Raw genomic sequence first — 14,312 nt, forward strand, 5'->3', positions numbered from 1 at the left:
GATAAATATACTCTTTGGATAGCCGGGTCAATTCAGCTGCTTGTTCTTTAGTCGGCTTTAATTTTACTTTGAGCACTTTAACACAGGTATCGGTCTGTTCTTTTTTCACTCGCTTCACCTCTCTCCTGAAAACGAACGTATGTTCTTTTATTTAATTATATCACTCCGTCAACGGAAAGGCTAGAGAAATGTATACTTAATTTTAAAATAAAAAGAAGACAAACCAAGCAGGCACTTATCTCAATGTACGCTCTCATCCCACGATTAAAACCGTGGGCTTTCACGCTTGATAGTTCTGTAATGAAAACTGGTGCACTTCCTTCTCCTAAGCCGCTGATTACGATGACTATTGTTAACTCAACTGTGGAGACTGGTGAAATAATCAGTATGAAAAGGATATGGCAATAAATATAGTCACCAATAATGGCTGGAGGACAGTAAAACAGCTAATATGTCCCCGACCATTGAGGTGACTGATGATGCTTAAGGAAGCTTCAGTAGTCACACAGTACATGCTCCAACTCCTACAATGATCGACAGGAGAATAAGTGTCATTGATTCTAAACGGTCATTCAGTTCCTGGTCAGGTAAATAGCAAAGCCCGCCGCCAGCAAAACATTTACCTGTTTTTGAGTTGATTGATCCACGGTGTAGGTTATTTCATTAGATTTAAACTTTATTCTGTAAATTTGACGATTAAGGCGTAACCGATATATCTACAAAAAATCCTCTTTGTCGCAAGCCTGTTATAGCAGGTCTGCAACAAAGAGGAAAATGACGACAGTTTGTTCTTTGATTATTCTGCTTCGTCCCTGAAATGAGAGACATCGTTGTATTTTTCAAGATGATACAGTCCGTTTTCATATCTGGCGACAGACACACTGGCATTAAGTAATGATTTAGGTCGTGTGAGATCCGGAATGAGATTCTCCAGGATGTACCGGATTGTTCCACCGTGTGCAACTAAAAGAATGGTTTCTCCTGAATCACGGTGCTTGTCGATCAGTTTGATCAGTCCCTGCTCAACGCGTGACCAGAACATCATAAAGTCTTCGGCATGCTTTTCCGGATCAACTGCACGGAAGGCATTCATCCGTTCAGGTACATCTGTATTTCTGAACATTTCTTTTGATGTGTCGTATCCCAGATAATCTCTAACTTTATCGTAAGCATCCGAACCGTACATGCCTTCCATCGACCCGAAGAAAACTTCTCGAAATTCCGGCATTTGAATCATGTTCATTGTATCCTTCTGACCGTTTTCTTCCAGAATTAGTGAAGCTGTTTCCTGTGTACGTGATAGGTCACTTGTGTAGACTGCATCAAACGTGACATCTTTCAGCCCACGTCCGCATCGTCTGACATCCTCTTTTCCGTGGTCGGTCAATGGTGTGTTGCTCCATCCCTGCATGCGACCATAATAATTGAAGTACGTTTCGCCATGTCGGACAAAATAAATTGTTACCCCTTTTTCAGCCATACTAGCTCCTCGCTTTCTTTTTCTCTCTCTATCTATTCTAACAGACGTCTTTAAGATATTCGACAGCTAGCCCTGCTTTTCCACGTAGACGCTATGGTTTATCTGAATCAAGAAAAGCATCAGACCAGCCGGGTTTCCGATCTGTTCCGATGCTTTAATCTTAAATCAGTAGTTATCTTTTATTGCCCGTCTCATCTGACGGTCCTGTTCACGTCGCTTGATGGTCTCACGTTTATCATACTGTTTCTTCCCTTTGGCCAGGCCGATCAGTACTTTTGCAAAACCATTCTTGATGTAGACCTTAAGCGGAACCAGTGTGTTCCCGCCTTGTTTGACTTCTCCATACAGACTGTCGATCTGTTTTTTCTTCATCAGCAGTTTACGTGGACGGACCGGATCGTGATTAAACTGATTCCCCTGTTCAAATGGTGCAATGTGGACATTATACAGCCAGATTTCACCATCTCTAATACTGGCATAGCCGTCTTTCAAGTTGATCCGGCCGGCACGGATGGACTTGATTTCCGTCCCTTTAAGCACAATGCCAGCTTCGATCGTTTCGAGAATCGTATACTCGTAACGGGCTTTTCTATTCTGGGCAATTAACTTGCCTTCTCCTTTGGGCATGTAAATCCCCCTCTATCATTTCCGTTTTTTTCCAGGCTTCTTGGTCTTTCTTCTTCCTTTAAACCGACCTTTGCCTTTATCTTTATCGTTCTTACTTTTGTTATCTTTTTGAGCCGCGGCGTGGACCTTTTCCTTTTTTAGAACTGTCCTTTTTCTTGCGCCGTCTCGTTCTTCGAGGTTCATCGGGTTTCTTGGACTCATCCTCTTCAAACTGAAAATCGATCTGATAATTATCTGTGTCGGCTCCGATGACTTTCACTTTAACAGCTTCCCCGATTCGGTAAACTTTTCCTGTACGGGTACCGATCATCAGCATATCCCGATCATTAAATTCATAGTAGTCATCATTCATATTCGAGATATGAACAAGTCCTTCGACCGAGTTGGCCAGCTGGACGAACATTCCGAAATTAGTCACAGATGTAACGACACCTTCAAAAGTCTCGCCCATTTTACTCTGCATATATTCAGCTTTCTTCAGTTCATCTGTTTCACGTTCAGCATCTACTGCACGTCTTTCAGTAACGGAACTGTGTTCAGCGATTTCAGGCAGCATTTCCTGCCAGCGTTTCTTCGCCTTGCCTGATTTATCCACTTCGGTATAGTAATGAATCAGACGGTGCAGGATCAGGTCAGGGTAACGTCTGATCGGTGAGGTGAAGTGCGAATAGTAGTCTGCGGCAAGACCGTAGTGACCGATCGGTTCGACATCATACTTTGCCTGCTGCATGGATCTCAGTAGCAGCATGCTGATGACGCCTTCTTCCGGTTTGCCTTTCACTTTGTCCAGAACATCCTGAAGCAGTTTTGGACTGATATTTTCTTTCGTTGCCTTGACATTGATTCCGAAGCTGGAAACAAATTCGATGAATCGCTGCATTTTTCCTTCGTCAGGACGATCATGGACACGGTAGAGGATCGGCAGGTGCTGTTTGGCAAAGTGTTCAGATACCGTTTCATTCGCAGAAAGCATGAACGATTCGATCAGTCGTTCACCGACACCTCGTTCTCTAAGCAGGATATCGACTGGCATCCCCTGAGGATCAACTTCGATTTTTGCTTCGCGAGTATCAAAGTCGATGGACCCTCTTTGTTCTCTTCGTTTTTCGAGAATGTTATGCAGATCTTCCATCTGTTCAAGCATATTCACGATTTCAGAGTATTCCTCTCTGCGATGAGTATCCTTATCCATAAGAATCTCATTGACCGCTTCATACGTCATCCGGTAATGCGAGTTGATAATACTGGAAGATATCGTATAGTCTACAACTGATCCATTCTTATCGATTTCCATCTCACAGCTCAGTGTCAGACGATCGACATTTGGGTGAAGAGAGCAAATACCGTTTGATAGTCGCTGCGGAAGCATAGGGATAACGCGGTCGGTCAAGTACACACTGGTTCCACGTTCAAAGGCTTCTCTGTCCATCGGGCTGCCTTCTGTGACGTAATGGCTGACATCTGCAATATGGACGCCCAGATAGTAATTGCCATTGTCCAGTTTCTTCACTTGGATCGCATCATCCAAGTCTTTCGCATCTGCTCCATCAATCGTAATGATCATTTCATCACGGAGGTCATTTCTTCCTTCGGTGTCTTCTTCAGAAATCGTATCGGGTACGGATTCTGCTTCTTCAAGCACATCTTCTGGGAATTCTGATGGGATATTATACTTATGCACAATTGTCAGGATTTCAATACCCGGCTCATCTTTATGTCCGATAGTATTGGTGACAATCCCCTTCAGATCAGATCCTCCGGCAGTATCGGCATACTCGGTCAGTTCAACTTGAACAATGCTTCCCTCGACCGGGCGAATCCCTTTTGCTTCAATCTTGACTAGAACACTCGGCAGTTTCTGATTGTGAGGGGTAATGAAGCCATACAGGCCTAATTCTTTCACTTCGTCATCCGTATAAGGCTGGAATTCACCAAAGACGACGGTGGTCCCCCGTTCAATAATTTCAACGACTTTACCAGCTGGCCCTTTATCTTTCCACGGCATCGCTTCCTGAGTCACTTCTACTTTGACCAGATCGCCATTCAAGGCTGAATATGTTTCGGTTGGTGGAATGAAGATATCCGATTCATATTCTTCGATTGTGACGAATCCGAATCCTCTATCGTTTCCACTAAAGCGTCCCTGCATGGCAGACGAAGCTTGTTTCAGCTTGAATTTCCCACTTGAAAGCAGGACTATTTTTTCTTTTCTTTCCAGCTCAGCAATAGCCTGGACCAGTTCCTTAAAGGCATTGGATCCTGAACGACCCAGCCCTTCACTGATCTCATTGACTTCAACTGACTGGCCGTCCTGTTCATTCATAAATGCTAGGATCTGTTTTTTCAGTTCTTTTCTTGCTAGTTCCTTGTCTTTTTCAGAACTCATTTAATCACTCCATTCTAAGGAAGACAGGTAAGTCAGTACATCGATCTGCACGTCTTTCCCGATCTTTCCTGTTGTCAGTACATGCGGCGCATCTTCATAGAAATGGAAGTCTACATCCGCATTGACCAGGGCATCTTTAAATTTGACTGCAGACTGATCATTGATCATCTCGTCTTGTCCACCCTGTGCTATAAATAGTTTTTTGTTCAACTGGTCATACTCTTTCTCCATTTCAGCGACATGCGCATGGACCCCATCAAGTATGGCCTGGACCTTAACTTCAGCTGAAGTTTTCAATCCGGCAATTTCTTCTTTCGAGTAGCCCGCCTGCTCTTTCATATTTTCATACCAGATCATGAAATGCTCGGGCACGTTTGTATCATATTCAGATACGACAGGAGAAGCAAACGTCCCTCCACCTATGACGTCCTCATTAAGCAGCAGATCAGTCGCTACGACTCCACCCAGGGACAAGCCCATGACTGCAACCTCGTCGTAGCCTTTTTCTTTCAGAAAGGCCAGCGCATCTTTCCCGTCCTGAACCCAGTCCTTGATCGAATAGTCAAACAAGTCGTCGGGATCATTAGTCCCGTGACCTGAAAATACTGGAGCATAGACGGTGTAGTCTGCCCGCTCCAGCGCACGTCCCAGACTCAGCATGTCTTTCGGATTACTAGTGAACGCATGAAAGAGCAGAACTGCTCGTTTTCCACTTTCGTAAAATAATGATTTATCTTTCATAATATCCTCCTTAAGTCTCTTCTTCATTCTACCCTAATTTGACACATTTTTGTACCAAAACACAATAAGAAAAGCTTCACGTGCCGTTCAGCCTCGACAAGAAAATAGGAAATTTACCCCGAATGAGCATCCTGCGCAATGGGTAAATTTATCTTTTTCTCGAGAGGCTGGTGCGAGAAGCTAGACAGCACTTAAATGTGTACATCCCCCTCACAATAAGAGAAGCTTTAGAGGCAATAAAAAAGCACTCCTTCTAACCAGATCCAATAAGCAGAGTGCTTACTGAGAAAACAGTTAACAGGAGTACTTAAGATTCACATTCATTTCAGCTTAAAAGAATCGTGTCAATAAGAAGGACAGCACGAAGAATAAAATCAGACTGACGATCGTTGTCTTGATCAGTACTGCTTCGAATCCTCTGGCTTTTTGTTTACCGAATAATTGACTCGCTCCGCCCATGAAGGCATTGGATGCACTTTGAGTTTTCGTCGGTTGCATGGCAATAACAATGATAATGAATACAGATAAGATAAGCATAACCGTTAACAGAATTTCATACATGAGTATAGACCTCCTTCTTACAAATCTCCTATTTTATAATATAACACACCCCGCTCACGTTTTCCAGTCCCTATTATGTCAGATCAGCATGCTTCAGCTGACTCATGGCCGTGAATTAGTGACGTTCGTTCTATAGATGCGATGTCTATCATATGTAAAAACGCTGAAGGGATAAGCCCTCCAGCGTCTTTTTTTGATCTGATTATTTGTCAGCTAAGTTGTAGAAAGCGTCAATACCTTCGTAAACAGCTAGATCGCCTAATTGATCTTCGATTCTTAGTAACTGGTTGTATTTTGCAATACGGTCAGTACGTGAAAGTGAACCAGTTTTGATTTGTCCAGCATTAAGTGCTACTGAGATGTCAGAAATTGTTGCATCTTCAGTTTCACCAGAACGGTGAGAGATAACAGCCGTGTATCCAGCTTTTTTAGCCATTTCGATCGCATTGAATGTTTCAGTCAATGTACCAATTTGGTTAACTTTGATTAAGATAGAGTTCGCTGTATCGTTGTCGATACCACGTTTAAGGATTTCAGTGTTTGTAACGAATAAGTCGTCACCAACTAATTGAACTTTGTCGCCTAAGCGTTCAGTTAATAGTTTCCATCCATCCCAGTCGTTTTCGTCCATACCATCTTCGATTGAGATGATTGGGTATTTGTTTACTAATTCTTCAAGGTAGTCTACTTGTTCTTCAGCGTTACGTTTTGCACCGTTTTCGCCTTCGAATTTAGCATAGTTATATACGCCGTCTTCGTAGAACTCAGAAGCTGCACAGTCGAATCCTAGGAATACGTCTTTACCAGGCTCAAGTCCAACTTTCTTGATAGCTTCAAGAATTGTTTCTACTCCGTCTTCAGTTCCTTCGAACTTAGGAGCAAATCCACCTTCGTCACCAACAGATGTTTCAAGACCACGGTCTTTAAGGATCGCTTTAAGTGCGTGGAAGATTTCTGCTCCCCAACGTAAAGCTTCTTTGAATGTTGGTGCGCCAACTGGTAGGACCATGAACTCTTGGAATGCGATAGGCGCGTCAGAGTGAGATCCACCGTTAACGATGTTCATCATTGGAGTTGGCAATACTTTAGTGTTTGTTCCTCCAAGGTAACGGTATAGTGGAAGGTCAAGGTAGTCTGCAGCAGCACGTGCAACAGCTATAGATACGCCTAAGATTGCGTTAGCTCCCAGTTTACCTTTGTTTGGTGTACCGTCCAGTTCGATCAACGCTTTGTCGATTCCCATCTGGTCACGTACGTCCATACCGATGATTGCGTCAGCGATCGTTTCGTTTACGTTGTCCACAGCTTTAGTGACACCTTTACCAAGGTAACGGTCTTTGTCTCCGTCACGTAGTTCAACGGCTTCGTGCTCACCAGTTGAAGCTCCTGAAGGAACCATACCGCGGCCGAATGCGCCTGATTCTGTGATGACTTCTACTTCGATTGTTGGGTTACCACGTGAATCAAGAACTTCGCGTGCGATAACGTCTGTAATAAATGGCATTTATTTTCTCTCCTTTAATTTTCCTCTTCCATTTCCTGGAAAAGGGTTGGTTAATTTATTTTAAATGTCCTAATAAAAGAACAGGTTAAAATCAGCAAGTTATTTCTGGATCAGGCTTTCGCCAGTCATTTCTTCCGGTTTATCAATACCTAAAAGATCAAGCATCGTTGGAGCCACATCAGCTAGTTTACCGTCGCCTCTTAAAGTGACACCTTTTTTCGTAACGATGACTGGAACAGGGACTGTCGTGTGCGCTGTATGAGGATTTCCTTCAGGAGTCAGTTCAGTATCTGCATTCCCGTGATCCGCAAAGATGATTGCTGTACCGCCTTTTTCATGGATCAGATCCACTACTCGGCCGAGGTTCTCATCTACAGCTTCGATCGCTTCGATCGTTTTATCCAGCATACCTGAGTGTCCAACCATATCCGGGTTGGCATAGTTCAGGATGATGGCATCATGCTTGTCGTTCTTGATGTCTTCAACCAGTGCATCTGTGACTTCAAAGGCACTCATTTCAGGTTTCAAGTCATATGTTTCCACTTTTGGAGATGGAATCAGGATGCGTTTCTCTCCTGGGAACTCATCATTTGTTCCGCCATTCATGAAGAATGTTACGTGCGGGTATTTTTCCGTTTCAGCAATTCGCAGCTGATTCAACCCATTATCAGACAATACTTGTCCGATCACGTTTTTCAGGAATACCGGCGGGAACATGATGTCGCCTTCCATATCGGCAGTATACTGCGTGAACGTCACGAATTTAACGTTTGACGGCACGTTTCCGCGGTCAAATTCGTCAAAGTCCGGTTCTGTAATCGCACGGGACAATTGAATCGCACGGTCAGGTCGGAAATTGAAGAATAGAATCGCATCATTATCGTTTACTGTCGCAACAGGTTTGCCGTCCTTTTCAATCACGATCGGTTCAATGAATTCGTCCAATGTATCATTAGCATAACTGGCTTTAACGGCTTCTACCGGATCAGTCGCTTTCACACCTTCTCCGTGGAAGATCGCGTCATAAGCACGTTTGACACGTGGCCAGCGTGTATCTCTATCCATTGCATAAAAACGACCAGAAATTGTTGCGATTTCACCGACTCCTAAATCGTTAACGATTGTCTGGAGCTCATCGATGAAGCGGGCAGCTGAATCTGGAGCAACGTCACGTCCATCAGTGAATGCATGAATGTACACTTTGTCGACTCCTTTGTTCTTAGCTGCTTCAATTAGAGCAGTCAAATGACGCTGGTGACTGTGAACGCCCCCGTCCGATACTAGACCGAACAGATGCAGCGCAGAATCGTTATCTTTTACATGATTGATCGCACCATTGAAGGCTTCATTCGTTTCGAATTCACCGTCTTCAATCGCCTTGTCGATACGTGTGATGCTTTGGTAGACCACACGTCCGGCTCCGATGTTGGTATGTCCAACTTCTGAGTTACCCATTTGCCCTTCCGGCAGCCCAACAGCAAGCCCTGAAGCCTGCATCGTGTTATGTGGATAATCATTCCAGTAACGGTCAAAATTTGGTTTTTTGGCTTGTGCTACAGCATTGCCGTATTCTTCTTCTCTCCATCCGAATCCATCAAGGATAATGATGGCTACAGGTGCTTTGCTCATTTATTCAGCCGCCTCCAGTAATTGCAGGAAAGAATCTGCTTCCAGGCTTGCTCCACCAACTAATGCACCATCGATATCCGGTTGTGCCATTAATTCTTTAATGTTTGCAGGTTTTACTGATCCACCGTACTGGATACGAACAGCATCTGCTACATCTTGTGAATACAAGTCAGCTACAGTACGACGAACAACTGAAATCGTATCGTTAGCATCTTCAGCTGTCGCTGTTTTACCTGTACCGATAGCCCAGATTGGCTCATAGGCAATAACTAGATTGCTTACCTGGTCAGCGCTTAAGCCTTTAAGAGCTGCTTCTACTTGACCGGAAACCAGGTCGTTAGTCTGTCCTGCTTCTTTTTGCTCAAGTGTTTCACCCACACAGATGATTGGTACCATGTTGTGGCGGATTACTGCATGTGCTTTTTTGTTGATGTCTTCATCCGTTTCATGGAACAATTCACGACGTTCTGAGTGACCGATGATCACATAAGCCACCCCGATATCTTCAAGCGCTTTAGGGCTGATTTCGCCTGTAAATGCACCTTCGTCTTCAAAGTGACAGTTCTGTGCAGCGATCTTAAGTTCAGTATCTACTGTTAAATCGATCAGGCTTTGAAGAAATAGACTTGGTGCGCCTATTACAGCATCTACTTTGTCTGCTGAAGGGATGTTTCCTTTAACAGCATCGATGAACGTTGCCGCTTCAGTCGATGTCTTGTTCATTTTCCAGTTACCAGCGATAATTGGTTTACGCATTCTATCGTCCTTCTTTCTGTTGTGTAGTCCAGGGAAATGTTCCTTACCTTTTGTTTAATCGCCGTCAGCGACCAGACCAGTTACGCTACTCATCTGGTCAAAACGGCTTATCTTGCTTTTATTATTATCCAGCAATCCAAGCCTGACCTCGCACAAAAATGATGAATAAGCCATTGCGCAGTATGCTCTTCTAACGCATACTGTGACTCTACGCATTGAAATGCTAGATTCTCACCAATTGGGCGTCATTCCCTATTTTTGTGAAGGTCAAAACGGCTTGTCTTGCTTTCAATTGTTTATTTGTCTGAAATAGCTGCGATACCAGGAAGTTCTTTTCCTTCAAGGTATTCCAGTGAAGCTCCGCCACCTGTTGAGATGTGACTGAAGTCTTCTTCAAAACCAAGTTGCTGAGCAGCAGTCGCAGAGTCTCCGCCACCGATGATCGTTGTAGCATCTTCAAGTTTTGCAAGTGCTTCACAGACTTTGATTGTTCCTTGAGCGAAGTTGCTCATTTCGAACACACCCATTGGTCCGTTCCATACCACTGTCTTCGCATCTTTAAGTTCGTTTTCAAACAGTTCAACTGTCTTCGGTCCGATATCCAGACCCATCTTGCCTTCAGGAATGTTTTCTCCAACTGTTTCAGTTTCAACATCATTGGAGAATTCTGCAGCAACGATAGAATCAACAGGCAGGACAAGTTTATCTCCTGCTTTGTCGATCAGTTCTTTAGCTAGAGAAACTTTATCTTCCTCAACTAATGAATTACCGATGTCATGACCTAAAGCTTTGTAGAATGTGTATGTCATTCCCCCACCGACAAGAACTTTGTCAGCTTTAGCGATAAGGTTTTCGATGACGCCGATCTTATCTGATACTTTTGCTCCACCTAAAATTGCAACGAATGGGCGCTTAGGCTCATCAACTGCTCCACCGATAAAGTTGATTTCTTTTTCGACCAGGAATCCGGCAGCTGATTCAAGGTTTGACGCGATACCTACGTTTGATGCGTGAGCACGGTGAGCCGTACCAAATGCATCGTTCACGTAAACATCGCCTAGACCTGCCCAGTATTTACCTAATTCAGGATCGTTTTTGCTTTCTTTCTTACCGTCAACATCTTCAAAACGTGTGTTTTCAAACATCAGTACGTCACCGTCAGCTAGTTCAGCTACTGCGTTTTCAAGCTCTTCTCCACGAGTTTGAGCTACAAACTTCACGTCTTTTCCAAGTAACTCACCTAGACGATCTGCTACAGGTTTCATTGATAGACCCGCTTTATCTTCTTCGGTCTTCACGCGTCCCAAGTGAGAAAAGACGATTACTTTTCCGCCTTGTTCAAGAATGTACTCCAAGGTTGGCAGTGCTGCCTGGATACGGTTGTCGTTAGAGATTTTTCCGTCCTTCATCGGTACGTTAAAATCAGCACGGACCAGTACTTTCTTGCCATTTAATTCTAAATCTTTAACTGTCTTCTTTGCCATGTGTAAAGTCCTACCTTTCTGTATGGAAAACTAACCCTGTTGACTCTGTTCCCTTTATTTCACAAAAAAAGGGGGAAGCGCGATCCCCTTTATTCAGTTTGAACAGTCCAATTTTTTGCTTGCGCATCAATCGTTGTGTCCTCTTAAATAATAGAGTATTAGCTCCCCCGCTTATTTATTACTTTACAATAGAGTTGTTTCTTATCTTAGATATTCGCTGGATATTAAAGGCTAGCGAAGTATTCTAAAGTTGAAACCATGTTTCCAGTGAATCCGTACTCGTTGTCATACCAAGCTACAGTTTTAACAAGTTGTCCGTCTTCGCTTTCCATGATTTTAGTTTGAGTTGCATCGAAGATTGATCCAGCAGGAACACCGATCACGTCAGAAGAAACGATTTCGTCTTCATTGTAGATGTAAGCACTTGATGATGCTTTTTCCATTGCTGAGTTAACATCTTCTACAGTAACGTCTTTTTTCAGTACAGAGTAAAGTTCAACCATAGAACCTGTTACTGTTGGTACACGTACAGCAGTTCCGTCGATTAGTCCATCAACTTCAGGAATTACTTTACCTACTGCTTTAGCAGCTCCAGTTGAAGCTGGGATAGCATTTTGTGCACCTGCACGGCTTTTACGTCCGCCTGGTGCATCTTGCAATACTTGACTAGATGTATAAGCGTGAATTGTGCTCATAAGTCCACGGCTGATTCCGAATTCGCTGTTCAGTACGTTAACCATTGGTGCTAGGCAGTTAGTTGTACATGAAGCAGCAGATACGATTTGATCGTCAGCATCTAGGATTTCGTGGTTTACACCATAAACGATTGTTTTAAGATCGCCTGAAGCTGGTGCAGAAATCAGTACACGTTTAGCTCCTGCATCTAAGTGAGCTTGAGACTTATCTTTAGAAACGTAGAATCCAGTACATTCAAGTACGATATCAATTCCTAGGTCTCCCCAAGGTAATTGGCTAGCGTCTTTTTCTGCAAATACTTTGATGTCTTTTCCGCCAACTACTAATGCATCATCTTTAACTGATACTTCATGCGGGAAGCGACCTTGTGCTGTATCATATTTTAAAAGATACGCCAAGTCCTTGTTATCTGTTAAATCGTTGATTGCTACTACTTCTAACTCTGTATCCATTTCTAATACACGACGTAGAGCTAAACGACCGATACGTCCAAAACCATTAATTGCAACTTTTACTGACATAACTTGATTTCCTCCTTAGGAAATAAATATTTTTTTATTTTAAAGGGTTTCCCCCATTTAAAATCTCATTTGCGGCTGCCTCATCCGTCACTAACCATGTGTGCGGAGGAACAGTTTTCATGTGAGCCTTTATAGCCTTCGCTTTTTCACGACCTCCGGCAACAGCGACCACATGAGGGATACTTGGTAATTTCGAGGACTGTAATCCAATACGGGACAATTTGTAGACGATGTCTCCTTTTGGATCAATGAATTCTCCAAACGCTTCAGCTACTGCTCCTTTATCGATGAGCTCTCTGAGCGTGTCTTCATCCATTCCTCTTCTCTGAGCCATTTCAAGAGGATTGCCGATGCTGTAGATCACCAGCGAGGCATTCTCCAGAATTTCCAGAGTTTCTTTGATTTCCGGTTCTTTCATCAGCAGCGAGTAAGTTTCCATACGCACATGTTCCGGTGCATATAAGGCTCTGCTCCTGCCGCCGGTCTTTCTCGCCATGTTTTCAGCAATGGCATTCGCCTGAATATCAACTGATTCTCCTAACCCTCCGCGAGCCGGAACAAACATCAGCTCTCGGTGCAGACCGATCTGCTGACTCATGACTTCCGCCACTTCCAGCATCGTTGTCCCGCCCATTACTGCTACGGTACTCTGTCCTTCAGGCAGAAGAAAGTCTATTACTTCTATTGAGGCTCTTGCCATATCGATCAGACTGGATTCATCTTTGTCTGAATTGCCTATGACGATCGTACAATGCTGGATGCCTAATGCATTAGCCAGCCGCGTTTCCTTTTCCTGTGACTGAACATGCTGTCCCATCAGTTCATCCAGTTGATAAAACACTGTGATGCCTGTCGGTGTGCATTCCATGCCCTGTGTAGATGTCTTGATCAGCCCCTGATTTCTCAGGACTTCGACTTCTTTACGCAGAACTCTCTCGGTAAACCCGAGTCGATCTGCCAAAGCACGTCTGCCGATGGGTGCTGATTTCTGAATATGGCTCAAGATATAGTAACGCCTCTTCAATACATGAAGCGTTCCGGGTGCTACTTTTTCAATAACTGACAGCATATTAAAACGGCACCTTCCCGATACTATATTCGCCCAGTTTTCAGCAAGACAGCTAAACTATCTTTCTTCGTCACGTACAAATACAGTGTAACAAGAAGCGGGGCAGATTTCAACCCATTAAATGAAATCGACGGGACATTTTACGTCCTATCAATATTCATTAGGTTCCCTGTCTTCATCTCTTTTCAGTTTAGATTCTATAATGCTTTTCAGTTCTTCTTCAGTAATATGCTCATCAAAGATATAATCTTCAATGAATACAGTCGGTACCAGCGTAACATTAGCCTTAGCCGCTTCTTCAATGACTGCCTTGGAGTGGGCCGAATTGTTCTGCTCCTCAGCTCCACGTTTAGACTTGGCATACTCCGCCACTTCATCTTCGCCTAGTCCTCCCCAGTCCTGCAAGTTTTCAAAATAATAATCAATATCTTTTCTAGCAGTCTCTTTATCTTCATAGTTTATATGTGCATGAAGGATGTTCCCTTTCCTCAATCCGGGTTTTTCCTTGTCAAAAAGCTTGACGATCCGTTCGACTTTCCCGTTCTCCACATACTCATCAAGGACTGGTGTGCCTTTTTCCCACCACTCTTTACAGTACGGACATTTGAGATTGAGAAACTCCACAACTTTAATGGGAGCTTCTCTGCTGCCTAAATGGAGTCCACCGTTGGTTGTCACTGAATCAGCATTTATTTTGCTTGTATCCATTCACTCACTCCCTTCAGATTTTCCCTACTCTCTACAGTATACTCTTGTGAAAAAGTCTTGGCTAGTAATAAGCATTGTACGAAAACCTTTGTAAAATAGCTATCGGCTTTGTGGTAGTTTAAGTCTCTGTTTGAGTATGAGTCAAAAAAA

Annotated in this window: 12 protein-coding genes; all 12 read right to left on the reverse strand. The window is 43.5% G+C overall.

Going from position 1 to position 14,312, the window contains the following annotated elements:
• Positions 1–796: 796 nt before the first annotated feature.
• Positions 797–1,480 (reverse strand): histidine phosphatase family protein, encoded by a 684-nt coding sequence (locus tag ACYQ4S_RS01895; RefSeq protein ID WP_459768986.1) that lies wholly within the window; start codon positions 1,478–1,480, stop codon positions 797–799.
• 165 nt (positions 1,481–1,645) lie between these two features.
• On the reverse strand, positions 1,646–2,107 hold the full coding sequence (gene smpB, locus ACYQ4S_RS01900) for an SsrA-binding protein SmpB (protein WP_091268352.1): 462 nt from the start codon (positions 2,105–2,107) through the stop codon (positions 1,646–1,648).
• A gap of 100 nt (positions 2,108–2,207) precedes the next feature.
• Complete coding sequence (gene rnr / locus ACYQ4S_RS01905; RefSeq protein ID WP_459768989.1) at positions 2,208–4,493, reverse strand: ribonuclease R; 2,286 nt, start codon at positions 4,491–4,493, stop codon at positions 2,208–2,210.
• A complete protein-coding gene (locus ACYQ4S_RS01910) occupies positions 4,494–5,234 on the reverse strand; it encodes an alpha/beta hydrolase (protein WP_459768991.1) in 741 nt (246 codons plus the stop codon).
• Positions 5,235–5,564: 330 nt separating this feature from the next.
• On the reverse strand, positions 5,565–5,795 hold the full coding sequence (gene secG / locus ACYQ4S_RS01915) for a preprotein translocase subunit SecG (protein WP_346023921.1): 231 nt from the start codon (positions 5,793–5,795) through the stop codon (positions 5,565–5,567).
• Between the two features lie 202 nt (positions 5,796–5,997).
• Positions 5,998–7,299: a phosphopyruvate hydratase gene (gene eno, locus ACYQ4S_RS01920; protein ID WP_459768993.1), complete on the reverse strand. Its 1,302-nt coding sequence runs from the start codon at positions 7,297–7,299 to the stop codon at positions 5,998–6,000.
• 99 nt (positions 7,300–7,398) lie between these two features.
• A complete protein-coding gene (gene gpmI, locus ACYQ4S_RS01925; RefSeq protein WP_459768995.1) occupies positions 7,399–8,928 on the reverse strand; it encodes a 2,3-bisphosphoglycerate-independent phosphoglycerate mutase in 1,530 nt (509 codons plus the stop codon).
• Positions 8,929–9,684 carry a triose-phosphate isomerase gene (tpiA, locus tag ACYQ4S_RS01930; RefSeq protein ID WP_346024230.1) on the reverse strand — a complete coding sequence of 252 codons (756 nt, stop codon included), beginning with the start codon at positions 9,682–9,684 and terminating at the stop codon, positions 8,929–8,931. It lies immediately after the preceding gene.
• Between the two features lie 296 nt (positions 9,685–9,980).
• Entirely contained in the window at positions 9,981–11,168 is a 1,188-nt protein-coding gene (locus ACYQ4S_RS01935; protein ID WP_459768997.1) for a phosphoglycerate kinase, read from the reverse strand.
• A 224-nt stretch (positions 11,169–11,392) separates the two neighbouring features.
• Complete coding sequence (gene gap, locus ACYQ4S_RS01940; protein ID WP_459768999.1) at positions 11,393–12,385, reverse strand: type I glyceraldehyde-3-phosphate dehydrogenase; 993 nt, start codon at positions 12,383–12,385, stop codon at positions 11,393–11,395.
• 34 nt (positions 12,386–12,419) lie between these two features.
• On the reverse strand, positions 12,420–13,454 hold the full coding sequence (locus ACYQ4S_RS01945) for a sugar-binding transcriptional regulator (protein WP_459769001.1): 1,035 nt from the start codon (positions 13,452–13,454) through the stop codon (positions 12,420–12,422).
• 150 nt (positions 13,455–13,604) lie between these two features.
• Positions 13,605–14,162 (reverse strand): thioredoxin domain-containing protein, encoded by a 558-nt coding sequence (locus ACYQ4S_RS01950; protein ID WP_459769003.1) that lies wholly within the window; start codon positions 14,160–14,162, stop codon positions 13,605–13,607.
• Between the last annotated feature and the right edge of the window lie 150 nt (positions 14,163–14,312).

The organism is Alkalibacterium sp. s-m-28, from assembly GCF_054658175.1.